We start from the raw sequence: 24,231 nt of genomic DNA, 5'->3' as shown, positions 1-24,231 counted from the left end.
GTGAGTGTTTCGCGTATAGGATGTCACACACACATGATGGAGGACTGCCTATGCATTACGGGATCTGGTTTCTTTAACGTCTGAGACCCTACCCGTTTGACTGGGGTCTTAGTTGGCCGCAGCACGCATCTGCATGTCTATATTTTGCTCATTGATGGAGCTTTATCATGTTTCGATTTTTCGAAAACCTTGTCGACCCTTATTGTACTTACAGCGAAAAGAACACGCCGCCGACGCGTCTGTGGCCGTTTCTACGCGACTATTCTCAGCCTTTTAAGCGGGTTTTTATACTGGCGGCTTTGCTGTCAATTGCCGTAGCCGCGGTCGAAATTGGTCTGATCTATTATATGGGCCGTATCGTTGATCTTTTGAACGGGGATCCGGCAGAGGTCTGGCAACGTCATGGTGCCGAATTGATTGGCGTTGCCTTGTTTATTCTATTGGTGCGCCCAGTGATTCAGTTGTTGGATGTTCTGCTGCTGAACAATACGATCCTACCCAACTTTGGCACGCTTATTCGATGGCGCGCACATAAACATGTACTGCGGCAATCTGTGGGCTGGTTTGAAAATGATTTTGCTGGACGCATCGCCAACCGGATCATGCAAACCCCCCCCGCTGCTGGAGAAGTGGTGTTTCAAGTCTTTGATGCAATTACCTTTTCACTGGCCTACTTGATTGGTGCCGCTGTTTTGTTGTGGGTTGCTGATTTGCGGTTAATGATCCCATTGGCCATCTGGTTTGCCCTCTATGCACTTTTGGTCCGATGGACAGTTAAACGGGTTGGCCCGGCGTCCAAGGCATCATCTGATGCGCGCTCTACAGTTACGGGGAGAGTGGTGGATAGTTATTCCAACATCCATTCTGTCAAAATGTTCGCCCATCATGATCGTGAGCTGTCCTATGCAAAGGAAGCGATAGAAGGCACGCGAAAGACATTTCAGGTGGAAATGCGGATCTTTACCATCATGGATGGCGTGTTGGTTGCCTTAAATGGTCTGTTGATCGTGGGCGTGGTTGGCTGGGGTGTTGCGCTTTGGATGCAAGGAAGCGCAAGCATCGGTGTTGTAGCGGCGGCAACCGCGCTCACGTTACGTCTGAATGCCATGACAGGTTGGATCATGTGGGCGCTGACAGCCTTCTTCCGCCAATTGGGCGTTGTTTCAGAGGGGATGGAAACGATTGCACAGCCCATTGATCTGGTGGACCGCCCGGATGCCAAACCCCTGAAATTGCAAAGCGGCGGGGTAGATCTGGATCAGGTCAGCCACCATTATGGCCGCGGGCAGGGTGGCCTTGATGCGTTGTCTTTGAAGATCAGACCTGGAGAAAAGATTGGTCTGATTGGCCGCTCGGGTGCTGGTAAGTCCACTTTGGTAAAGCTGTTACTGCGGTTCTATGATGTTGAAAACGGAGCCATCCGCATTGATGGGCAGGATATTCGTGATGTGACGCAAGCCTCTTTGCGCGGGCATATCGGTGTGGTGCAACAAGACAGCGCGCTGATGCACCGCTCTGTGCGTGATAATATTCTTTATGGCCGTCCAGATGCGAGCGAAGACGAAATGCTTGCAGCAGCGAAACAGGCTGAGGCACATGATTTTATTCTAGACCTACAGGACCCAGAGGGTCGTAAAGGCTATGACGCGCACGTGGGTGAACGCGGCGTGAAACTCTCTGGTGGGCAACGCCAGCGGGTGACTTTGGCGCGCGTCATTTTGAAGGACGCACCGATATTGGTGCTGGATGAGGCCACGTCAGCCTTGGATTCCGAAGTCGAGGCCGCGATTCAGGAAACGCTTTATGGGATGATGCAGGGCAAAACCGTGATCGCGATTGCGCACCGATTGTCCACGATTGCGCAAATGGACCGCATTCTGGTGTTAGATAAAGGAAAAATTGTAGAAGAAGGTCGCCATGAAGAGCTTTTGCAAAAAGAAGGCCTATATGCACAGTTCTGGGCGCGCCAATCCGGCGGCTTTTTGAATCTTGAGGCGGCAGAATGAAGCTGGGACATTTAATCGACGCATTCAGGCCAGCCAAGGGTCAACCGCCTGAGACACTTGGTGCATTTATGCGCTGGTGTCTATCGGGCGCATGGCCAATGCTGTGTATAGCTGCCTGTTGTTCTGCTTTGGCAGGCGCGATGGAGGCAAGTACCGCCTATATTCTGGGGCTGGTGATCGACACGGCGCTGACAACCGGACCAGGTCAGATCTTTCAAGGTCGCAACCTTTTGATGTTACTCGGCGGTTTGGCGTTCTTCCTGTTTGTTCGCCCGGTTCTTTTTGGTCTGTCGGCAGCCTCAAATTCGATCATTGTGGGACCTAATATCGGGCCTTTGGTGCAATCGCGCCTGAACCGTTGGACGCTGGGGCAATCTGTCAGTTATTTCGATGATGATTTTGCCGGGCGGATTGCGCAAAAACAGATGCAAACGGCTAATGCCGTAGCGAGTGTTACAACCGAAGTGATCAATGTCGTGGCCTTTGCGCTCGCGTCGCTGGTGGGTGCCATCGTGCTGCTTGGGTCGGTGGACTGGCGGATCACCTTTATCTTTGTGTTCTGGTTGGTCGGGTATTTTGCCTTGCTGCGCTATTTTATTCCCCGCGTGCGCAAAAAATCAGCCGCACGGGCAGGCGCGCGGGCCAATATCACGGGGCAAGTGGTGGATTCGATCACCAATATTAAAACGGTGAAACTGTTCGCGCATTCCGCACATGAAGAGCGCGCGGCCCAAGATGCGATGGTCGAATTTCGTGAACGTGCCTTAGAGTTTGGATATATTTCAGCCAGTTTCCGGTTCTGTTTGGTGGCAATTGCGGGTGTTTTACCGGTTTTATTGATCGGTGCGACATTGCTGTTGTGGCAGCAAGGCCAAGCAACCGAAGGCAACATCGTGGCGGCTGGCGCCGTAGCGATCCGTATCGCACAGATGACAGGTTGGGTCAGTTTTACGCTGATGGCAATTTATTCCAACGTGGGTGAAATCGAAAACGGTATGAAAACCCTGACGCCCCGCAACCGGGTTGAAGACCTGCCAGACGCAACTGCACTTTCTGTGTCAAAGGGTGAAATTCAGTTTGATCAGGTCAGTTTTGCCTATGGTCGTAACATCGGCGGTGTTCGGGATATCTCGCTCACATTTAAACCGGGCGAAAAGATTGGCATTGTGGGAGCATCTGGCGCTGGGAAATCCACGCTCGTCTCTCTTTTGCTGCGCCTTTACGAAACCGAAAATGGTCGCGTTTTGATTGATGACCAAGATATTTCACGTGTGACACAGGATTCTCTGCGCCATCAGATCGGTATGGTGACGCAGGAAACGGCCATGTTTAATCGTTCGGCGCTTGATAACATTCTGTATGGTCGCCCTGATGCAGATGAAGCGGCAGTGGTGCGAGCGGCTGAGCAGGCAGAAGCGCATGCATTTATTCAGGATCTTGAAGATGGACAGGGCCGCAAAGGCTATGAGGCGCATCTGGGCGAACGGGGCGTAAAACTCTCAGGCGGACAACGACAGCGGATTGCATTGGCGCGCGCAATTTTGAAGGACGCGCCAATCCTAGTGTTGGATGAGGCCACATCTGCACTTGATTCTGAGGTGGAGGCCGCGATCCAGTCTGCTCTGACACGTGTAATGCAGGGGAAAACCGTTTTAGCCATTGCGCATCGCTTATCGACGCTCAGCGAAATGGATCGGATTATTGTGATGGATCAGGGTCAGATCATTGAGATGGGCAGTCATAGTGAATTGCTGATGGCCCAAGGGCGCTATGCACAGTTCTGGGCGCGTCAGTCTGGTGGGTTCATTCAAACCGATGAACAAACCGAGGCAGCCGAATAAAGCGCTTTTGCGCTGGGCAGGGCTCAGGTATCACCGCGACATGACACAGGCAGCCAGACTTACCGCAACCATCACTCGTTTAGGCCATCAGGGCGACGGAATCGCTGATGGCCCCTTGTTTGCACCCCGTACGCTTCCCGGTGAAGTGGTGAGCGGGATTGCAGATGGGCAAAACCTGAACGAGATCCGCATTGAAACTCCCAGTGACAATCGGGTGCAGGCGCCCTGTCGCCACTATAAATCATGTGGCGGCTGTCAGCTGCAACATGCAGCAGATACATTTGTGGCTGACTGGAAGCAGGATTTTGTAAAGCAGGCCCTTCTTGCACAAGGGCTAGAGACTGAATTTCGCCCTATTAATACCTCGCCTGAACGCTCCCGTAGGCGCGCGACCTTTGCGGCGCGGCGCACGAAAAAGGGCGCTACTGTTGGGTTTCATGGGCGCGCCTCTGGCGTGATCACCGAAATTCCTGATTGCCAGCTGCTGTCTCCTGATTTGATGGCCGCGCTGCCGATGGCTGAGGCATTGGCGATGATTGGAGCCAGTCGCAAAACGCCATTGGCGGTGACTGTGACCACTTCCGAAGTCGGGCTGGATGTTCTTGTGAAGCATGGAAAGCCGTTGGATGGGCCGTTACGGATGGATCTGGCACAGCTTGTAGATCGGTTTAAACTCGCACGTCTCGTGTGGGAGGATGAGCTGATCGCCATGGAACAACCCCCGGTACAAGCCTTTGGCGCAGCGCGTGTGTGCCCACCAGCCGGATCCTTTTTGCAGGCCACCCGTGATGGAGAGCAGGCGCTGCTGAACACAGTGAAAGAAATCACCGCAGGTGCCAAACGGATTATGGATCTGTTTGCCGGTTGCGGGACCTTTGCGCTGCCTTTGGCAGAGGGTGCGGAAATCCACGCGGTTGAAGGTGAACGTGATATGATTTCTGCACTGGATACAGGGTGGCGCAAGGCCCAAGGGCTGCGCAAAGTCACATCAGAAACCCGTGATTTGTTTCGCCGTCCCGTCCTGCCGGATGAATTGAACCCGTTTGGCGCGCGTTATGAAGCGGTTGTCATTGATCCACCAAGGGCAGGAGCCGAGGCGCAGGTCCGAGAGTTGGCAAAGGCGCAGACGCCAGTGGTTGCCTATGTTTCATGCAATCCGATCACGTTTGCGCGGGATGCCCGTGTTTTGGTTGATGCAGGCTATCATCTGAACTGGGTTCAAGTGGTAGATCAGTTTCGCTGGTCCTCACATGCGGAGCTCGCAGCCTCTTTCACTTTAGACTCTTAATTTTGCGGAGCCTTTCATGCCTCTCACGCTTGTGTCCAATGTCTTAAACAGCGCCGCTTTTGGGCGGTTTATCATTTTTGTCATTCTGCTGAACGCTGTTACGCTAGGCTTAGAGACGTCTCATACCATCATGGCGCGCTTTGGTGGCCTGATTGTTTTACTTGATAAAACTTGCCTCACCATCTTTGTGGTTGAGATCATCGCAAAACTTGCTGTACGGCGACTGGCGTTCTTTCGCAGCGGATGGAGTGTATTTGATCTGATCATTGTAACGCTTGCATTGGTTCCGGGATCGCAGGCGATTTCAGTTTTGCGGGCTTTGCGTATCTTGCGGGTGTTGCGCGTGATCTCAGTCGCGCCCAGTCTGCGCCGGGTGGTCGAAGGTTTTGTGACTGCCCTGCCCGGGATGGGCTCTGTGTTCCTTTTGATGGCGATTATCTTCTACATTGGTGCGGTGATTGCGACAAAGCTCTTTGCTGATACCTTTCCGCAATGGTTCGGCACATTAGGACAATCAGGCTATTCGCTGTTCCAGATTATGACCTTGGAAAGCTGGTCCATGGGAATCGTGCGCCCGGTGATGGAGGTTTACCCCTACGCTTGGGCCTTTTTCATTCCGTTTATTATGGTGACAACCTTTGCCGTTGTTAACCTTTTGGTAGGTTTGATTGTGAATTCTATGCAAGACGCGCACAGTGCCGAAGAAGGTGTCCAGACAGATGCCTACCGTGATGATGTATTGGGGCGTTTGGAGCGCATCGAAAAATTGTTGGCTGAACAAACAAAGAAGTGATTTGGGCGCAGATCAAAACATCGTTATTGGCGTCCTTGAGGCAGTAGAAAGAACGAGCAATGGATAGACGTGCATTTGGCTTGGCAGCTGTTGCCAGCCTGGCGGTAGCAGGATGTAGTTCGCGTTCCACACCTGCAGTGCGCCCTTATCATGGGCCAGAGGTGACTTCGATTGTTGTCCAAAAAGGCCTGCGTCGGATGTACCTAATGAACGATAGCAAAGTCCTGCGAAAATATCGTGTAGGTTTGGGGTTTGCTCCACGTGGGCACAAGACCGTTGAAGGCGATGGTCGGACACCAGAGGGGGCCTATTGGATTGATCGCCGTAATCCCAATAGCAGTTTTTTCCTGTCGATCGGGATTTCCTATCCCAACGCACGTGACATCGCAAAGGCGCGCGCCATGGGCAAAAGCCCCGGTGGAGATATCTTTATCCACGGTGAGCCCAATCGCCGGAAAGATCGTGATCGTGCAGCGCGTCTCGATGATTGGACAGCGGGTTGTATTTCAGTGAAGAATAAAGAAATGGCTGAAATCTACGCGATGGTGAACACGGGCATCCCAATTTTTATCAACGCGTGATTTCACAAACTGTGATGGCGTTCAGATCGCCATCACCAAGGTCCACCATAGTTTTCCGTTTGGCTCTTGGAACCAAGCAAAACCCATGTTTTGCGCTTGTTGATCCAAGATAACCGAGCGAGTGCCAGTCTCTTCCATCCAGGCTGTGAGCGTTTGCAATTCGGTCTCATAGGTTTCCGAGATTGCTTCCCCCACCAATGTTCCCGTGTAGCCTGTGCGCGCAACGCGATCCAATGGGGACGAACCATCTGAACCAAAATGCCAGGGACGGTTTTGGACAGACATGTCCCGCGAATGTGTTGCCGCGGCTGCGTTGAGCAATGCATCCAGTTTTACGGGAGGACGGCCAGCTGCTTCGCGCAGCGCGTTCACAGAATCAAGCATGCGCAATTGCACCCTGTCTGCATTCCGGATTTTATAGACACCGCCTTGATTAGCTGTCGGAACACTTGCGGTCGTGCAGGCAGCAGCCAGGGTTGTCAGAGAAAGTGCGAGTATCAAAAAAAGACGCGACATAGTTCACCACATAGGATCTGTTCCTGTTGCTCATATCGTTCCTGTTGCTTTGGCGCAAATGGGCGGGCGGGATAATGCTGGTTTCGGTAGGGTTTGATTTGCGACTGCGGCTTTCGGGTCATATCATGTTCACATGCCTTCAATTGAGTGTGCAGAGAGTTCATTTATGTCTGACTTCCGTATTAATACCCCGTCCCGACGGCTGTTCTTGAGCAGCGCGGCAGCATTTCTGGCTGCACCTGCCCTTGCGCAAGAGGTAGCTGAACCTGCCTTTGATCCTTTGCGCCCACCGCCAGAACCTGAGCCGCCCGTCAAACGCAATATCTCGTCTTTCCGATCCAAAGACTGGCGCCCCTACTTCGATCATCTTCGTAAAGGGGCGATTCTCGTCGACATCGACAGCCGTGCTTTGCACTATTGGTCCGAAGATGAGGCAACTTACAAATTATTCCCCTCTTCGGTTCCATTGTCTGATGATTTGACCCGTCGCGGGCGGACACAGATCATCCGAAAAGTCGAAGGCCCCAGCTGGGCGCCGACGCCGAACATGCGAAAACGCAATCCTGAATGGCCAGCGTTTATACCGGCAGGTCCTGATAACCCATTGGGAACACACGCGCTTTACCTAAGTTGGAAATACTACCGCATCCACGGCACGCATGACACCCGCAAGATCGGGCGCAAGTCATCCAATGGCTGTGTTGGCCTTTATAATGAGCATATCGCCGAGCTTTATAGCCTTGCAAAAGTGGGAACACAGGTGTTGCTAATTTGACGATTGTTGGCTGATTGCCGCCCGTTTGATTGCGCAAGTGATTGCATTTTTGCTTTCGAGCTGGTTAGTAAAAATCACGAGGTAAGTCTTGCGTGTATACAGTTGAACTGTGCGCTTTTTTGGAGGTTAATATGAAAAAACTCGTTATCGCCGCTGCTCTGGTCGCTGCTGCTTCAACCGCATATGCGGGTAACCTGGCAGAGCCAATCGTAGAAGCACCTGTAATCGTAGAAGCAGCTGAAGGCTCTTCTTCCGGTATCCTGCTGCCATTGCTGCTGCTGGTTATCGTTGGTGCGGCTGTTGCTGGTAGCTAATTACCGCACATCTGACATAGAAAAGGCGGTGTTTTCACACCGCCTTTTTTCTTGCTCAAATTTCTGTGAACTGGACCGATCACAGAACAATTAATCCAGCCAGCCCTTAAGATTCTCTGCGATGACGCCTGAAAGTGCGTCGATATGGGCGGGTTCGTCATTCAGGCAGGGGATATACAGAAAATCCTCCCCGCCAGCATGTTCAAAGCTTTCGCGAATCTCTTCGTTGATCTCTTCCAGTGTTTCGATGCAATCGGCTGAAAAGGCTGGTGCAATCACGGCGATGTTTTTCTTACCGTCACGCGCCAGATCTGCGACGTGATCAACAGTATAGGGTTTCAACCATTCTTCTGGGCCAAAGACGGATTGGAAGGTTGTGGTGATCTGGGTTTTGTCCCATCCCAGACGTTCACGTAGCAGGCGCGTGGTTTTCTGACATTGGCAGTGATAGGGATCGCCTTGCATAAGATATCGCTTGGGCATGCCGTGATACGAAACCACAAGTATATCGGGGCGATTTTCGGCTGCTTCGTAGGCGCGCTCTACGGATTGGGCGAGGGCTTCGATATAAGCGGGCTGGTCAAAATAAGGCGCGATCGTGCGCACAGCTGGTTGCCAGGGTTCTTTCATCAGGGCGCGGAAGAACTGATCGTTTGCCGTCGCAGAGGTTGCACCTGCATATTGCGGATAAAGCGGTACAAACAGAATTTTTGTGCAGCCCGCCTCAACCATCTGGCGCACTTTGGACTGGGTTGAGGGGCTGCCATAGCGCATGCAGAAATCAACTATGACCTGATCACCGTACCGCGCATGCAGGGCCTCTGCCATTTTGGCAGTCTGATCCTTGGTGATGGTCATCAAAGGGCTTTCCCCTTTGTCGTGATTCCAGATCGATTTATAGGCCGCGCCAGAGGAAAAGGGGCGTTTGGTCAGGATAATAAGCTGCAACAGCGGCTGCCATTTCCATCTCGGGTAATCGATCACACGCTTATCTGAGAGAAATTCGTTCAGATAGCGGCGCATAGGCCAATAAGAGTAATCATCTGGCGTGCCAAGATTGGCCAGCAGGATACCAACCTTCTCTGGTTTAATCGCAGGGTGATCCGCGGGCGCATGCGCCGGGCAAACGGCGGTCTGAGCATCTGCAGTCATGGAGAATTCCTTTGAAGTTTGGAAGAGATCAAATGTGATCTAAGCAAGTAGTTGGAAGGATTCCAATTGCAACATATTGGCGCAGCGATAAGGCTAGATTATCAATCCGGCAGTTTGGTTTCAGGCACTTTCAGCGCTTCGGCCAGACGCATTTTTGCAGACCCGGGTCGTAAAGGTTGTTGTTGCTTATCGGATGGGGACCAGCCCGTCAGGCAGACCAGTTCAAATGTTGCAGGCAGGCGATTATTTTCCGTCGCGAAATGACAGCGGTACTGCGCTTCTGCCTCGACAAAAAACTGGCGCGGGCAGGGGCGTTTCAGGCGTTGCGCAAGTGCATTGGTTTCTCCCATGTGCCGCAGATCATGGATCAAATGCACAATATCGCGGTATTCGACGGTCAGGGGCACGACATCAGCAACGGGTAGGGAAAATCCAGCACGCTGTAACAAGCCTCCCAGATCACGTACCTCGCCCATCGGCACGATTCGTGGTGAAAGCCCGCCCATCACACGGGTCTCGGCCTCGGCCAAAGCGGAGCGTAGTTCGTGAAGTGTGCGCCCGCCCAGCATGATGACCAGCAACAATCCATCTTCACTTAGGGCGCGGCGACACTGAATAAGCTGCCCCACCGGATCATTCGCCCAATGCAGCCCCATTGCATGAATAACCAGATCATGCGCACCGGGTTCGAGATCCAGCACCTCAGAATCGGGCACAATTGTGGCGTTTGGGCTAAAATTTTCCCAAATTTCGCCAAAACCACTAACAATAGCTGGTCGCGTAAAGCTTCTGTTAACCAAAGTGAGCCGATCCTCGACCTCGTCCCGGGCCATGTCGTGCAAAAATAGCGCGTCTCTTTTGGCTCGGGCACGATGGAGATCTAGGGCAGTGCGATCAAACAATTGAGGGTGTGTCGTGGATGTCTGGGTCATGAGGGATGTTTATGATGATGCACGCGCAGATTCAAACAGCAGTTTCACTTGTCTACCCGCCGCAGTGTTTGTCTTGCGATGGTTTTGTCGGGGATGAGTACGGAATATGTGGCACCTGTTGGCGCGAGATGCATTTTATCGGCGGAACAGTGTGCCAAGGATGTGGGGTTCCTCTTGAGGGTGAAGACGATGGCTATCGGTTAGAATGTGACGATTGCCTTGGAACACCGCGACCATGGAGCCAAGGGCGGGCTGCTTTGATGTATGAAGACCGGGCCAAACAGCTGGTCATGGGGTTGAAACACGGTGACCGCACAGATGTTGCGCGGGCTGCCGCAGGGTGGATGTATCGCGCGGCCCGTTCAATTTTGCAGGACAACCCGATTGTGACGCCAGTACCGCTCCATTGGACGCGCATGCTGCGTCGCAAATATAATCAATCTGAATTGCTGGCGCGTGCTTTTGCGGAACATGGTCGTCTGGACTATTGGCCAGATCTGTTGCGTCGAAGATGGCCAACACCCTCCTTGGATCGCAAAAGCCGTGATCAGCGCTACCGGACAATGAAAAACGCAATTGCTGCACACAGCCGTCATGGAGAGCTGTTGGCAGGGCGAACCGTTATTCTGATTGATGATGTTATGACATCGGGCGCGACGTTGGCTGCCTGCACTGAGGCCTGTCTGCGCGCAGGCGCCGCAGAGGTCCGGGTTGTGGTTCTGGCGCGGGTGGCGCAGAAGATGAACAAAATGTGATGACACTGGATTTTTCGTGAAGCCATCCCCAGATTGCGCTGCAGTGAAATTCTAAGCCCGGAGTGCTCTATGAAGCCCGTTGAAATTTACACCTCTCCTCTCTGTGGCTATTGCCACGCTGCCAAACGCTTGCTGAAACAAAAAGGCGTTAAGTTTGCAGAAGTTGATGTGTTGCGCAGTCCCAAGCGCAAACAGGAAATGATCCAGCGTGCCAATGGCGGCCGCACCGTACCGCAGATTTTCATCGGTAAAGATCATGTGGGCGGCTGCGACGATCTTTATGAGCTTGAGCGTGCAGGCAAGTTGGATTCCATCCTCGCAGCCTAAAGGCCGAATAAGATGCGTGCAGCTTTGGTGCAGATGACCTCTTCTGACACCCCAGAAGAAAATATCAAATCCGCTTTGGCTTGGATTTCCGAGGCTGCGGACGCGGGCGCTGGCTATGTTCTGACACCAGAGGTAACGAATTGTTTGTCTGCCAGCCGTGCACGGCAGCAAGACGTTTTGTACACGCAAGATCAAGATCCCACGCTGGCCGCATTGCAAGAAGCGGCTAGCAACCATCAGATTTGGCTGACCATTGGATCACTCGCTTTGAAAACCTCTGACCCAGAGGGGCGATTTGCAAATCGTCAATTTTTGATCGCGCCAGATGGTCGTATTGCGGCGCAATATGACAAGATCCACATGTTTGATGTGGCGGTGTCTCCTGAAGAAACCTACCGGGAATCTGCTGGCTATCGCCCGGGAACACAGGCGGTGGTTGCCGATGCGGGTTTCGCGCAGATCGGTTTGTCAATTTGTTATGATCTACGCTTTCCGGGTCTTTATCGACACTTGGCACAATCCGGCGCGCAAATTCTGACAGTCCCAGCCGCCTTTTCACCTGTCACAGGGGTTGCCCATTGGCAGGCGCTTTTGCAGGCGCGCGCAATTGAAACAGGGTGTTACGTGCTTGCGCCTGCGCAAACTGGGGAACATCCCGCTGTGCGGGGGCGCCAACGCTCCACCTTTGGTCATTCCATGGCGATTTCGCCATGGGGCGAGGTTTTATCTGACGCTGGCACCACAAATGGTGTGACTTACGTTGATCTTAGCATGGAAAACGTGGAAGAAGCACGCAGGCGTGTGCCTTCCTTGACCCATGACCGAGAGTTCAGCGGACCTGATGGATGAAACCAACTCCCTTGCTGTTTCACTTTTTAGTGAAATTCTGATGGCCGACCAGCTGGCGCGCTCCCGGCTGAGTAAGGTTCTGCCCAAGGGAATGGAGCTGTCACATTTTTCAGTATTAAATCATCTCGCGGGGGTGGGCGTAGGGCTAGAGCGTTCCCCAGCCCAATTGGCAAAGCTGTTCCATGTGACACGCGGTGCCATGACCAATACATTGCACAAGCTGGAAATGGCGGGCTATGTGCACATCCGGCCAGATTGGGATGATGCGCGGCGTAAAATGGTTGCGATTAGTCCCGCGGGACGTCAAGCGCGGGATGCAGCCTTGGCGGGGATTGTTCCACTCATCTCTGAAGTGGTGAGCGATCTGGGGCAGGACAGGGTTCGCGCGACGTTGCCAATTCTGCGAGAGCTTCGTGAAAAATTGGATGATGAAACCTAGAATGATAAAAGGGCACCCGTTGCCGGGCGCCCTCCCCATCCTCCAAAAGGACCACGATGTGTCTTAGACCCTAGCTTCTCAGCAAATCATTGTGCGAGAGCGCCGGGTCATGTGAGTGGTGGAAATAGACCGGGTCATCTTCTGGTGTTCTGATTACCTATCAAAGACAATCGATCCTAGAAATAGTGCAGAAGGATGATGGCCTATCCGAAAGGTTAGTTCAGTCTGTGATCACATATGTAAACATATGGTTAATATGGGCTGTGACGGTTAGATTCGTACAGCATCAGGTCTGCTTTGTACTTGCCGTAACATAGTTTACGCTGAGATCACGGTCCGAAATGGACCAGGACCATCCAAGCGGATTAAACACAAAACCTTTGCGATCTACCGGCATAAGCCCTGCCTGTTTCAGGAGATCAAACAGCTCATCCGGGGTGATGAATTTAGACCATTCATGTGTACCGCGTGGCAGCCATCGCATAATGACTTCAGCGCCGACAATCGCCATCGCATAGCTTTTGGCGTTGCGATTAAGGGTTGAACAGATCTGCAGTCCACCAGGTTTCAGCAAGGTTGCGGTTGCACTTAGATAGCTAAGTGGATCGGCGACATGTTCGACCACCTCCATATTCAGGACAACGTCAAACTGCTCACCAGCCTCAGCTAAAGCTTCAGCGGTGGTATGGCGGTAGTCGATATTTAGCCCGGACTTTTCCGCATGAATGCGCGCAACGGGTAAATTGCCTTCGGCCGCATCTGCGCCTACGACAGTTGCCCCAAGGCGCGCCATAGGCTCGCTCAACAATCCACCGCCGCAGCCGATGTCTAGAATTCGTAGTCCTTCAAACGGGGACGGCACGGTCAGGTCGCGCTGAAATTCAGCTGCAATCTGTGATGTGATATAATCTAGGCGACAAGGGTTGAGCATATGGAGCGGTTTAAATTTGCCGTTTGGATCCCACCACTCGGCGGCCATCGCCTCAAATTTTGCGATCTCGGACGGGTCTACTGTGGACTGAGGCGCTTGCATTCCTGTCTCCGTATGTTCTTTTAGGTTTCAGTGTTAATATAGGCCTGTAATGGACAAATACCCGGACCAAAAGCGCGCAGTGCATTTTCTTTTTCCGCCGATCGATCCGTTTGATCAGCGTATGATTGATGTGGGCCAGGGCCATCGCATCTATGTTGAGCAATCAGGCAATCCTGACGGCATCCCGGTTGTCGTGTGTCATGGCGGACCGGGTGGCGGCTGCAGCCCTGCGATGCGGCGTTTTTTTGATCCAGAAGTTTATCGGGTGATTCTCTTTGATCAAAGAGGTTGTGGCAAATCACGCCCCTTTGCAGAGGTAAAGGACAACACAACCTGGCATCTGATCAAAGATATGGAACAGATCCGTCGTCTGTTTGAGATCGACAGATGGATTGTGTTTGGAGGCAGCTGGGGCGCGACTTTGTCGCTTGTTTATGCGCAGACACATCCAGATCGCGTGATGGCGATGGTCTTGCGCGGCGTGTTTTTGATGACAGCGGCAGAATTGCAGTGGTTTTATGGCGGTGATGCCGGGCGTTTCTGGCCGGAAGCCTGGGCACGATTTGTGGCACCTATCCCTGAAAATGAGCGGGGCGACCTTATTACAGCCTACTATAAGCGCCTGTTCTCTGGCGATATAACGGAAGAAAAGCGGTATGGGCAAAGCTGGTCGGCGTGGGAAAATGCGCTTGCATCGATGTCATCAAATGGTGTCTCTGGAATGCCTCCCGGTGATTATGCGCGCGCTTTTGCACGGCTTGAAAGCCACTATTTCATCAACGAGGGCTTTCTGGATTGTGATGGCCATATTCTCGCGAACATAGGAAGAATTTCACATATTCCGGGTATCATTGTGCAGGGGCGCTACGATATGATTTGCCCGCCCACCTCAGCCTGGCGTCTGAATGAGCTTTGGCCAAACAGTGAACTTGTGATGGTGCGTGATGCGGGCCATGCTTTGTCGGAACCGGGAATCACGTTGGAACTTGTGCGCGCTATGAAACGAATTGCTGAGTGGTCGGATCTATGACACGTCTGGATCGCCGTGCGTTGTTTACCTCAGGTGCTGCAGCCGCTTTGCTGGCGGCTACCGGAGCCTCTGTACATGCGACGCCAAAATCTGGCGGTGTTTTGCGCCTCGCCGTCCCACGTGACGGAGATGTGATGGGGCAGGTGGCGCGCTGGGCTGTTTATGACGCTCTGACAGAAATTGGCCCAGATGGCGTGGTGCGCGGTGAATTGGCAGAAAGCTGGACATCCAGCATGGATGCGCGCGTCTGGACCTTTCAGTTGCGCAAAGATGTGATGTTTCACTCTGGTCGGTCGCTAACTTCGGCCGATGTTGAGGCCTCGCTGTTGCGTGCCCCACTCAGCGAGGGTGAGGTTCTAGGAATTTGGTGTGATGATACACATGTCCTGCGGCTGGAGCTTGATAGGCCAAATCCGCATTTGCCCTATCTTCTGGCAGATCAGACCCATGTTATTACAGCAGATGGTGTTGCGGTAGATCCACTTGATCAGGCGGATGGAACAGGTCTTTACCGGGTCGTTCGGGCCAAGGAAGCACGCCATTTCCGGGCAGAGCGCCAATTGACACATTACAAAGACGGTCACGCCGGTTGGTTTGAGGCGGTCGAAATTATTGTCATCCCAGATGAGAACACCCGTGCCGAAGCACTGCGGGATGGTTTTGTGGATGTCGCGGCTCTGCCAAAACCAGATCCATTGCGCAGCCAGAGGTCTGTGTTTTTCTATCCCTCGTCCCATGACGTTGCTTTTGCAGTTGATGAAACGGTTGGTCTTCCTCGCCAGATTGGTACAGGTGCAATTCTAGACGATGGACGTTTGGCTGAACGCTGGTGGATGGGCGCAGACCGCCCATCCTGAATGTTTTGTGATCAGCTTGCTTCACGCAGGTAGGCGATCAGATCCTGACGGTCTTTTTCTTTTTTCAGGCCGGGAAAGGACATTTTGTTACCGGGCAGGTAATTGCGTGGTTTGGTCAAAAATGCGTCCAGTGCTTCTTCGGTCCAGGTCAAATCCGCTTCTTTGAGCGATTTTGAATAGCGAAATCCGTCCACGCTACCGGCAGCTTTGCCCACGATGTTGTGCAGGCTAGGCCCAACGCGGTTTTTGCCTTCTTCCAGCACATGGCAGGCTTTGCATTTTTTAAAGACCTTTTTGCCGCGTTCTGCATCACCCAAAGCGGCAACAGCAACGGGGGCTTCGGTTGCCACTGCAGCGGTCTCGCCATCCGTTTCAAGCACAAAGCGTGCTGTGACTGGCACTGTGCGGGTAATCCCGCTGAGCTTTGCAAGCGTCTGCAGCATATCAACGCCTTCGGTGACGCCTGCGTCTTCAACAGAAAGAAAAATCATGTTTGCGGTCGAGATCATGACTTTCTTTTCGCTGAGGCGCGCAACGATCAATTCTGCATCAACAGGAATGTCACGGCCAAGGAAGCTCAGGCTGGCGGTTACATCGGTGGCCAGAAGATCGCCCACAGCCAGGGCATTCATCGCTGCAATATCAACGCTAGCAGTCAGTTTGGCGGCTTCGGCACCTTTAAACACATGCTCATTCATGCGCTCGTTGCGAATGTCGATGTAAGTCTCAACTGAAGGCAGCGAAATGGTGATTTCAACTGCGCCTGCATCGCTGACGGTACCTGTTAAGGTTTCAAAGCTGTGTACTTCGCCCACCGTATCTTTTTTGATCGAGCCGAACGTCAGCGCGGATTGGTCCGCATTAAGAACCCAATCGCTGGCCCAAACGGCAGAGGATGACAGCATCAGCGAAAGAATCGCAGTCGGTTTGATCAGTGAGGTCCACATGTCGTAAAATCCATTTTTGTTGGTTTCAATTAGGTCAGTGCCTTATGGCTCTTCTTATGAAACAATTTGGACCGGATTGTTATTCAGTTATATTTTAAAGAAATGTGATTTTTTGTGTCCGGTTCGATCTGCAAACTGGGTGTCTTAGGTTTTCCTTGCAGATTCGTATGAACGGGCGTATACAGCGCGCAACAGCGGCGCGTTGGGGTCTGGTACCTTATGCACCACCGGATAAGTCAACGGGCCGCGCGCCCGTTTTTTTGTGTTTGGACACCCTATGACCAATGACCTGATCGCCAAAGCAGCGATAGACCGGCGTCTGGCTGAGATCATCATACCGGTGATCGAAGATCTGGGCTATGAGCTGGTCCGTATTCGCCTGATGTCTGGCAAGACGACGACGCTGCAGATCATGGCTGATAAGCCTGAAGGTGGCATCGAAGTTGACGATTGCGCCACAATTTCCAATGCCATCAGCGCAACGCTGGACGTGGAAGATCCTATTTTGGACGCTTACGACCTAGAGGTTTCTAGCCCTGGTATCGACCGGCCGCTGACCCGGTTGAAAGACTTTGACATGTTCCAAGGCTATGAAGCCAAACTGGAAACCACCGAGCTGATTGACGGCCGCCGCCGCTTTAAAGGGGAACTGGCTGGTGTTGAGGATGAAGATGTTCTGATCAATATCCAGGAACACGGTGAAACAGTGACCATCGGTCTGCAGTTTGATTGGCTGTCTGATGCCAAACTGGTACTGACTGACGATCTGATTACTGAAATGCTGCGCCAACGAAAGGCTGCAGGCACATTGAACGAAGACGCATTCGACGAGATTGAGACCGAACAAGGGTCCGAAGAGGAGACGAAGTAATGGCGATTACCTCTGCAAACCAGCTGGAGCTGTTGCAAACCGCCGAGGCCGTGGCCCGCGAAAAAATGATCGACCCCGGTCTGGTGGTCGAAGCGATGGAAGAATCGCTCGCGCGTGCTGCCAAAAGCCGCTACGGCTCGGAAATGGACATTCGTGTCTCAATCGACCGGAAAACCGGCCGTGCGACCTTTACCCGTGTGCGCACCGTGGTCGAAGAGGAAGAACTGGAAAATTACCAGTCAGAACTGACCGTCGAACAGGCCAAACAATATATGGCTGACCCTGCAGTTGGTGACACCTACGTCGAAGAGATCCCACCGGTTGAAATGGGCCGTATTGCAGCGCAATCTGCAAAACAGGTGATCCTGCAGAAGGTCCGTGAAGCCGAACGTGACCGCCAGTACGAAGAATTCAAAGATCGCGCCGGCACCATCATCAACGGTCTGGTCAAACGCGAAGAATATGGCAATGTCATCGTGGATCTGGGCGCGGGCGAAGCCATTCTGCGCCGCAACGAGAAAATCGGTCGTGAAGCCTATCGCCCGAATGACCGTATTCGCTGCTATATCAAAGATGTGCGTCGCGAACAGCGCGGCCCTCAGATTTTCCTGAGCCGCACAGCGCCTGAATTCATGGCTGAGCTGTTTAAGATGGAAGTGCCTGAAATCTATGACGGCATCATCGAAATCAAAGCGGTTGCCCGTGATCCCGGTTCGCGCGCAAAAATCGCTGTGATTTCCTATGATGGATCTATCGACCCCGTTGGGGCCTGTGTGGGTATGCGCGGATCTCGTGTACAGGCGGTTGTGAACGAACTGCAGGGCGAGAAAATCGACATCATTCCATGGAATGAAGATCAGCCAACCTTCCTTGTGAACGCGCTGCAACCTGCCGAAGTGTCCAAGGTTGTTCTGGATGACGAAGCGGGTAAAATCGAAGTTGTTGTGCCTGAAGAGCAGCTGAGCCTTGCCATTGGTCGCCGTGGTCAGAACGTGCGTCTGGCGTCACAATTGACCAAGCTCGACATCGATATCATGACCGAAGCGGAAGAATCCGCACGCCGTCAGAAAGAATTTGAAGCGCGCACCGCGTTGTTTATGTCCACCCTGGATCTGGACGAATTCTTTGCTCAGCTGCTGGTTTCTGAAGGCTTCTCAAGCCTTGAAGAAGTGGCTTACGTTGAAATTGATGAGCTTCTGGTCATCGACGGTGTTGACGAAGGCACAGCCTCTGAACTGCAGGCGCGTGCGCGTGATTATCTGGAAGCGCAGGCAAAAGCAGCTTTGGATGCGGCGCGTGAGATGGGCGTCGAAGAAAACCTCATTGCATTTGAGGGTCTGACACCCCAGATGGTAGAAGCGCTCGCCAAAGATGATGTTAAAACCCTAGAAGATTTCGCAACCTGCGCGGACTGGGAGTTGGCAGGTGGCTGGACCACTGTAGATGGTCAGCGCGTTAAGGATGACGGCGTTCTGGAACCTTTTGGCATCTCGCTGGAAGAGGCACAGGACATGGTCATGACTGCGCGCATTGTGCTTGGCTGGGTTGATCCAGAAGAGCTGGCAAGCGCTGAAGAAGATGAAACCGCAGATGAGGAAGACGAAGCCTGATTTCAGGCTTCGGGAGATGTGTAGATGGAGCGCGCAGGCACCAAAACAGACCGCACCGAAGAGGCAGAGCGTAAATGCATTGCCACAGGTGAGGTACAGCCAAAATCTGGGCTGATCCGGTTCGTATTGGGGCCTGATGCGCAGGTGTATCCTGATGTCATGGGTAAATTGCCCGGACGCGGGGTTTACGTGTCTTCAACACGAGATGCGCTAGAAACTGCCGTTAAGAAAAAACTCTTTTCGCGCGGTTTCAAAACGCAGGCCACTGTCGGTGAAGATCTGGTTGTTGAGGTTGAACGCCAGATTTTACGACGGTTGGTTGATCTGATCAGCCTGTCGCGTAAATCTGGCCATGCCATTGCCGGATATGAGAAAGTCAAAGACTGGCTATACAAAGAAGATGCTTGGGTACTTATCCAGGCCCTAGATGGATCCGCACGTGGCAAGTCAAAACTGAGCACGCCCTACAAAGGGAAATTTATCGGATGTCTGACAGCAGATGAGCTGGGGATGGCTTTTGGGCGCGAAACTGTGATACATGCGGCGCTCGCCTCTGGTGGACTCAGCAAACGTGTTGTAGACGAGGCGCAACGACTTCAAGGGTTGCGTGATGTAATAGATGTGAAGGGCGGCAAGGGCCGCACGGAAGGATAAAGAGCTTTATGAGCGATAATGACGGCAAAAAGACGTTAGGTCTGCAGGGTTCCCGTCCGGGGAACGTGAAACAGAGTTTCAGCCATGGTCGAACCAAAAACGTCGTAGTGGAAACCAAACGCAAGCGTGTTGTGGTTCCTAAGCCCGGTCCTGCCGGTAAATCTGGTGGTAATATCGGTGGTTCGGGGGATCGTTCGCGTCGCCCCGCAGGTATTTCTGATGTGGAAATGGCGCGCCGTCTGAAAGCTCTGCAAGCTGCAAAAGCCCGCGAGGTTGAAGAAGCGGCTGCACGTGAAGCCGAAGAAAAAGCACGCGAGGAAGAACGCGCGCGCCGCCGTGCAGAAGCTGAAGCCAAGGAACGTGAACAGCGCGAAGCTGAAGCCAAAGCAAAGGCAAAGGCAGAAGAAGAAGAGCGTAAGCGCAAAGAGGCAGAAGATGCCAAACGCGTTGCGGCTCAGGCAGCTGCCGCTGCTGCTGAAAAGAAAAAAACAGAACCTGCAGGTGGCGGACGTCCCGCGCCCAGCGGAAAAGCACCTTCTGCAACGCCCCGTAAAGGCGACCGTGATCGTGATGAACGAGGCCGGGGCAAAGGCCGTGATGACGGCGGCCGTCGCTCTGGTAAGCTGACACTTGGTCAGGCAACAGGTGGTGGTGACGGACGTCAGCGCTCTGTGGCTTCTATGCGCCGTAAACAAGAGCGTGCACGCCAAAAAGCGATGGGCGGCACGGTTGAGCGGGAAAAGATCATTCGCGAAGTACAGCTTCCCGAAGCGATCCTCGTATCCGAGCTTGCAAACCGTATGGCTGAACGTGTTGCTGATGTTGTGAAATCTCTCATGCAAATGGGCATGATGGTTACACAAAACCAGACGATTGACGCCGACACTGCTGAATTGATCATCGAAGAATTTGGCCACAAGGTAACGCGGGTTTCCGACTCAGACGTCGAAGATGTGATCAAAGAGATCGAAGACAAAGAAGAAGACCTGAAGTCTCGCCCACCTGTGATCACTATCATGGGCCACGTTGACCACGGTAAAACCTCGATCCTGGATGCGATCCGCAATGCGCGTGTTGTGGCAGGTGAAGCAGGCGGCATCACTCAGCACATTGGTGCTTATCAGGTGAAAACCGAAAGCGGCACTGTGCTCAGCTTCTTGGATACACCAGGCCACGCGGCCTTTACCTCTATGCGCTCACGCGGTGCTCAGGTGACGGATATCGTTATTCTGGTTGTTGCAGCGGATGATTCTGTCATGCCGCAGACCATTGAAGCGATCAACCACGCCAAAGCGGCCAACGTGCCAATGATTGTTGCGATCAACAAGTGCGACAAACCCGCTGCGGATCCGATGAAAGTGCGTGCAGAGCTGCTGCAGCACGAGGTGATCGTTGAAGCCATGTCTGGTGAAGTCCAAGACGTTGAGGTTTCAGCACACACTGGTCAAGGCCTTGAGGAATTGCTGGAAGCAATTGCGCTGCAGGCAGAGATCCTTGAGCTGAAAGCCAACCCAGCCCGTGCGGCACAGGGCGCGGTGATCGAAGCGCAGCTGGACGTGGGCCGCGGTCCTGTGGCGACGGTTCTGGTTCAGACCGGTACTTTGCGTCAGGGTGATATCTTTGTTGTGGGTGAGCAGTACGGTAAAGTCCGTGCGCTGATCAACGATAAGGGCGAACGCGTAGAAGAGGCTGGCCCCTCCGTTCCGGTTGAGGTTCTTGGCCTGAACGGCACCCCCGAAGCAGGTGACGTTCTGAATGTAACTGAAACTGATGCGCAAGCGCGTGAGATTGCAGAATACCGTGAACAGGCTGCGAAAGACAAACGTGCAGCAGCGGGTGCGGCGACCACGCTGGAACAGCTGATGCAGAAGGCAAAAGAAGACGAAAACGTCTCTGAACTGCCAATTCTGGTCAAAGCTGACGTGCAAGGTTCTGCTGAGGCCATCGTTCAGGCGATGGAGAAAATCGGCAACAACGAGGTTCGCGTGCGCGTTCTGCACTCTGGTGTGGGTGCGATCACCGAAACCGATGTCGGTCTTGCCGAAGCTTCTGGCGCGCCGATCATGGGCTTTAACGTGCGTGCAAACACATCTGCGCGCAACACCGCCAACCAAAAAGGCGTAGAGATCCGGTATTATTCGGTGATTTACGATCTGGTTGACGATGTGAAAGCTGCAGCGTCTGGTTTGTTGTCTGCCGAGATCAAAGAGAACTTCATTGGCTATGCCAACATCAAAGAAGTCTTCAAGGTCACCGGTGTCGGCAAAGTCGCAGGCTGTCTGGTCACCGAAGGTGTCGCCCGCCGTTCGGCTGGTGTACGCCTGCTGCGTGACAACGTTGTGATCCACGAAGGCACGCTGAAAACGCTGAAGCGCTTTAAAGATGAAGTTGCCGAAGTTCAGTCTGGTCAAGAATGTGGTATGGCGTTTGAAAACTATGACGACATTCGCCCGAATGACGTGATCGAAATCTTTGAGCGTGAAGAAGTCACACGCACACTGGACTAATAATACGTAGTTCAGACCTGAAAGAAAAAGAGCCTGGCATATCGTATGCCAGGCTCTTTTGTTTTTGAATGATTTTGCGATAGCTAACGGCCAAACCATCCGCCTTTGGCTGTTTGAATGGGGCTATCCACCCAGGCTGCCTCTTTCTGTTCCGCCTTGATACGTTTGCGTTCAAGAACCTTGGCGCGCCTGATCCGCCAGCGCATCCGAGTAACAAACCCAAGCATCAGCGTTAGTATCACTGCAACACCAGAAATACCCCATTTGTCGATCCGGTACATCGATAGGGCATCCGGACGATCTCCCCAATAGGGGTCAATCTGATAAATCGTTTCAGCAGGCTGAATGTTCTTGTGCAAAAGGGCGCTTTTTACATCCGCTGTATCGGTCATGGTCCCAAGGACCGTTGCTCGATCATCTCTGACAAATCCGGTAAGTGTCAGCCGTCCATCTGATCCTGTCTGGGAGCGTAGCTGTATGAGTGTTTCATCGCGGTTCGAGATCTTATCAACCAAAATGACATGTGCCCCTATCCCACTTTGGGGTTCTATCAGGACAAAGTGTTCATCATCTCCAAAAGGCCCTTCAACTCCGTTGAATACGCCTGATATGCGCGTTTCACCATAGACATTGACGACTTTGGAATAGTCGAAATTCTCTAATAAGATCGTGTGCATTGGAGGTTGGTTTTCAACGCTCTCTGCAACGCTTTGCGCGTGAAACGCCTGATAGCTTACAATCCCCGTAAGTGGCACTGACATCGTAAACATACTGCCGAAAACCCACCATGGAATGCGATTAAAGAAGAAGCGTGAAAACAATATAAGCTCCAATGTTTGGTAATCTGTCGTCTTACCTCATCAAATGACCTGAGGCTTTAACGTGTGGCAACTTGTAGAGCGATTGGTCATACTCAAGGGGACCAACGCAAAAAGGCCGCCCAAGGGCGGCCTTTCTTAAGTTATTCGCAGGCGCGAATTACTCAGTGATTTTAGACACAACGCCCGCGCCAACGGTACGGCCGCCTTCGCGGATCGCGAAGCGCAGGCCGTTTTCCATCGCGATCGGCGCGATCAGCTCAACGTCGAACTTCAGGTTGTCGCCTGGCATTACCATTTCGGTGCCCTCAGGCAGAGTAACGGTGCCGGTGACGTCAGTGGTCCGGAAGTAGAACTGTGGACGGTAGTTCGCGAAGAACGGCGTGTGACGGCCACCTTCTTCTTTGGTCAGAATGTAGGCTTCTGCTTCGAACTTGGTGTGCGGCTGAACCGAACCTGGCTTACACAGAACCTGACCACGCTCAACGCCGTCACGGTCAACGCCGCGCAGCAGGGCGCCGATGTTGTCGCCCGCTTCGCCGGAATCCAGCAGCTTGCGGAACATTTCAACACCGGTACAGGTGGTGGTGGAAGTGTCACGGATACCAACGATTTCGATGCTGTCGCCAACATTGATCACGCCGCGCTCAACACGACCGGTCACAACGGTACCACGACCAGAGATCGAGAACACGTCTTCGATTGGCATCAGGAAGGGCTGGTCAACCGCGCGCTCAGGAGTGTCGATGTACTCATCAACAGCCGCCATCAGCTCTTTGATTTTCTCTTCGCCGATTTCTGGCTTGTCGCCTTCCATCGCCGCCAGAGCAGAACCCGCTACGATTGGAATATCGTCGCCTGGGTAGTCGTAGGAAGACAGCAGCTCGCGGATTTCCATTTCCACCAGTTCCAGCAGTTCTTCATCGTCGACCTGGTCAACTTTGTTCATGAAGACAACCATTTTGGGGATGCCAACCTGGCGACCCAGCAGGATGTGCTCACGGGTTTGGGGCATTGGGCCATCAGCTGCGTTCACAACCAGGATCGCGCCGTCCATCTGCGCCGCACCGGTGATCATGTTCTTCACGTAGTCCGCGTGACCTGGGCAGTCAACGTGGGCGTAGTGACGGCCTTCGGTTTCATACTCAACGTGCGCGGTTGAGATGGTGATGCCGCGCGCTTTTTCTTCGGGTGCGCCGTCGATCTGATCGTAAGCTTTGAAGTCACCAAAGTATTTGGTGATCGCTGCCGTCAGCGTGGTTTTACCGTGGTCAACGTGGCCGATGGTGCCGATGTTAACGTGCGGTTTCGTACGCTCAAACTTTTCCTTAGCCAT

General features: G+C 53.0%; 24 protein-coding genes. 17 read left to right on the top strand and 7 right to left on the bottom strand.

Annotated elements, in window-relative coordinates:
* The first annotated feature begins 167 nt into the window (after positions 1-167).
* From BLP79_RS16940 to BLP79_RS16920, 5 genes are read left to right on the top strand one after another with little or no spacing between them, the layout of a single operon-like run.
* Entirely contained in the window at positions 168-2,006 is a 1,839-nt protein-coding gene (locus BLP79_RS16940; RefSeq protein ID WP_090220887.1) for an ABC transporter ATP-binding protein, read from the top strand.
* Positions 2,003-3,847 carry an ABC transporter ATP-binding protein gene (locus tag BLP79_RS16935; protein WP_090220886.1) on the top strand — a complete coding sequence of 615 codons (1,845 nt, stop codon included), beginning with the start codon at positions 2,003-2,005 and terminating at the stop codon, positions 3,845-3,847. The genes BLP79_RS16940 and BLP79_RS16935 overlap by 4 nt, the downstream gene beginning before the upstream one ends.
* 40 nt (positions 3,848-3,887) lie before the next feature.
* Positions 3,888-5,135 (top strand): class I SAM-dependent RNA methyltransferase, encoded by a 1,248-nt coding sequence (locus BLP79_RS16930; protein ID WP_090220885.1) that lies wholly within the window; start codon positions 3,888-3,890, stop codon positions 5,133-5,135.
* A gap of 16 nt (positions 5,136-5,151) precedes the next feature.
* On the top strand, positions 5,152-5,928 hold the full coding sequence (locus BLP79_RS16925) for an ion transporter (protein ID WP_090220884.1): 777 nt from the start codon (positions 5,152-5,154) through the stop codon (positions 5,926-5,928).
* 59 nt (positions 5,929-5,987) lie between these two features.
* Positions 5,988-6,509: a L,D-transpeptidase family protein gene (locus tag BLP79_RS16920; protein WP_090220883.1), complete on the top strand. Its 522-nt coding sequence runs from the start codon at positions 5,988-5,990 to the stop codon at positions 6,507-6,509.
* A 21-nt stretch (positions 6,510-6,530) separates the two neighbouring features.
* On the opposite strand, the gene dalA is transcribed toward BLP79_RS16920, so the two are convergent.
* Positions 6,531-7,025 (bottom strand): divisome-associated lipoprotein DalA, encoded by a 495-nt coding sequence (gene dalA, locus BLP79_RS16915; protein ID WP_090220882.1) that lies wholly within the window; start codon positions 7,023-7,025, stop codon positions 6,531-6,533.
* 166 nt (positions 7,026-7,191) lie between these two features.
* On the opposite strand from dalA, the gene BLP79_RS16910 reads away from it, so the two are divergent.
* A complete protein-coding gene (locus BLP79_RS16910) occupies positions 7,192-7,800 on the top strand; it encodes a L,D-transpeptidase (protein ID WP_090220881.1) in 609 nt (202 codons plus the stop codon).
* Positions 7,801-7,931: 131 nt separating this feature from the next.
* Positions 7,932-8,114, top strand: a complete 183-nt coding sequence (locus BLP79_RS16905; protein WP_090220880.1) for a hypothetical protein — start codon at positions 7,932-7,934, stop codon at positions 8,112-8,114.
* A 90-nt stretch (positions 8,115-8,204) separates the two neighbouring features.
* Here the strand turns inward: BLP79_RS16905 and hemH are convergent, their stop codons facing one another.
* Positions 8,205-9,266: a ferrochelatase gene (hemH, locus tag BLP79_RS16900; RefSeq protein WP_090220879.1), complete on the bottom strand. Its 1,062-nt coding sequence runs from the start codon at positions 9,264-9,266 to the stop codon at positions 8,205-8,207.
* 101 nt (positions 9,267-9,367) lie between these two features.
* The gene (locus BLP79_RS16895) at positions 9,368-10,198 is read right to left on the bottom strand and encodes a methyltransferase domain-containing protein (protein WP_090220878.1); all 831 of its coding nucleotides are present in this window, start codon (positions 10,196-10,198) and stop codon (positions 9,368-9,370) included.
* A 14-nt stretch (positions 10,199-10,212) separates the two neighbouring features.
* On the opposite strand from BLP79_RS16895, the gene BLP79_RS16890 reads away from it, so the two are divergent.
* From BLP79_RS16890 to BLP79_RS16875, 4 genes are all read left to right on the top strand, one after another.
* Positions 10,213-10,953 (top strand): ComF family protein, encoded by a 741-nt coding sequence (locus BLP79_RS16890; RefSeq protein ID WP_090220944.1) that lies wholly within the window; start codon positions 10,213-10,215, stop codon positions 10,951-10,953.
* A 69-nt stretch (positions 10,954-11,022) separates the two neighbouring features.
* Positions 11,023-11,280, top strand: a complete 258-nt coding sequence (gene grxC / locus BLP79_RS16885; protein WP_090220877.1) for a glutaredoxin 3 — start codon at positions 11,023-11,025, stop codon at positions 11,278-11,280.
* A 12-nt stretch (positions 11,281-11,292) separates the two neighbouring features.
* Positions 11,293-12,129 carry a carbon-nitrogen hydrolase family protein gene (locus tag BLP79_RS16880; protein WP_090220876.1) on the top strand — a complete coding sequence of 279 codons (837 nt, stop codon included), beginning with the start codon at positions 11,293-11,295 and terminating at the stop codon, positions 12,127-12,129.
* Positions 12,122-12,568, top strand: coding sequence for a MarR family winged helix-turn-helix transcriptional regulator (locus BLP79_RS16875; protein ID WP_090220875.1), 447 nt, complete (start codon positions 12,122-12,124; stop codon positions 12,566-12,568). The genes BLP79_RS16880 and BLP79_RS16875 overlap by 8 nt, the downstream gene beginning before the upstream one ends.
* Before the next feature lie 286 nt (positions 12,569-12,854).
* Here the strand turns inward: BLP79_RS16875 and ubiG are convergent, their stop codons facing one another.
* Positions 12,855-13,601, bottom strand: coding sequence for a bifunctional 2-polyprenyl-6-hydroxyphenol methylase/3-demethylubiquinol 3-O-methyltransferase UbiG (gene ubiG, locus BLP79_RS16870; protein ID WP_090220874.1), 747 nt, complete (start codon positions 13,599-13,601; stop codon positions 12,855-12,857).
* A 49-nt stretch (positions 13,602-13,650) separates the two neighbouring features.
* On the opposite strand from ubiG, the gene pip reads away from it, so the two are divergent.
* Both pip and BLP79_RS16860 read left to right on the top strand, forming a co-directional pair.
* Entirely contained in the window at positions 13,651-14,631 is a 981-nt protein-coding gene (gene pip / locus BLP79_RS16865; protein ID WP_090220873.1) for a prolyl aminopeptidase, read from the top strand.
* Positions 14,628-15,488, top strand: a complete 861-nt coding sequence (locus BLP79_RS16860) for an ABC transporter substrate-binding protein (protein WP_090220872.1) — start codon at positions 14,628-14,630, stop codon at positions 15,486-15,488. The genes pip and BLP79_RS16860 overlap by 4 nt, the downstream gene beginning before the upstream one ends.
* A gap of 11 nt (positions 15,489-15,499) precedes the next feature.
* Here BLP79_RS16860 and BLP79_RS16855 read toward each other — a convergent pair whose 3' ends face one another.
* On the bottom strand, positions 15,500-16,435 hold the full coding sequence (locus BLP79_RS16855; protein WP_090220871.1) for a c-type cytochrome: 936 nt from the start codon (positions 16,433-16,435) through the stop codon (positions 15,500-15,502).
* A gap of 277 nt (positions 16,436-16,712) precedes the next feature.
* Between BLP79_RS16855 and rimP the strand changes: the two genes are divergently transcribed.
* From rimP to infB, 4 genes are read left to right on the top strand one after another with little or no spacing between them, the layout of a single operon-like run.
* On the top strand, positions 16,713-17,306 hold the full coding sequence (rimP, locus tag BLP79_RS16850; RefSeq protein ID WP_090220870.1) for a ribosome maturation factor RimP: 594 nt from the start codon (positions 16,713-16,715) through the stop codon (positions 17,304-17,306).
* The gene (nusA, locus tag BLP79_RS16845) at positions 17,306-18,916 is read left to right on the top strand and encodes a transcription termination factor NusA (RefSeq protein WP_090220869.1); all 1,611 of its coding nucleotides are present in this window, start codon (positions 17,306-17,308) and stop codon (positions 18,914-18,916) included. The genes rimP and nusA overlap by 1 nt, the downstream gene beginning before the upstream one ends.
* A 24-nt stretch (positions 18,917-18,940) precedes the next feature.
* Positions 18,941-19,570: an RNA-binding protein gene (locus tag BLP79_RS16840; protein ID WP_090220868.1), complete on the top strand. Its 630-nt coding sequence runs from the start codon at positions 18,941-18,943 to the stop codon at positions 19,568-19,570.
* Between the two features lie 8 nt (positions 19,571-19,578).
* Positions 19,579-22,077: a translation initiation factor IF-2 gene (gene infB / locus BLP79_RS16835; RefSeq protein ID WP_090220867.1), complete on the top strand. Its 2,499-nt coding sequence runs from the start codon at positions 19,579-19,581 to the stop codon at positions 22,075-22,077.
* Between the two features lie 83 nt (positions 22,078-22,160).
* Here the strand turns inward: infB and BLP79_RS16830 are convergent, their stop codons facing one another.
* A complete protein-coding gene (locus tag BLP79_RS16830; protein ID WP_100269094.1) occupies positions 22,161-22,838 on the bottom strand; it encodes a hypothetical protein in 678 nt (225 codons plus the stop codon).
* 217 nt (positions 22,839-23,055) lie between these two features.
* Positions 23,056-24,231: elongation factor Tu (tuf, locus tag BLP79_RS16825; RefSeq protein WP_090218782.1), on the bottom strand; the 1,176-nt coding region annotated here is incomplete at its 5' end.

This window comes from Epibacterium ulvae, assembly GCF_900102795.1.
Lineage (GTDB): Bacteria > Pseudomonadota > Alphaproteobacteria > Rhodobacterales > Rhodobacteraceae > Epibacterium > Epibacterium ulvae.
Note: the sequence above shows the minus strand (reverse complement) of the source record. Positions and strands in the feature narration are given on the sequence as shown.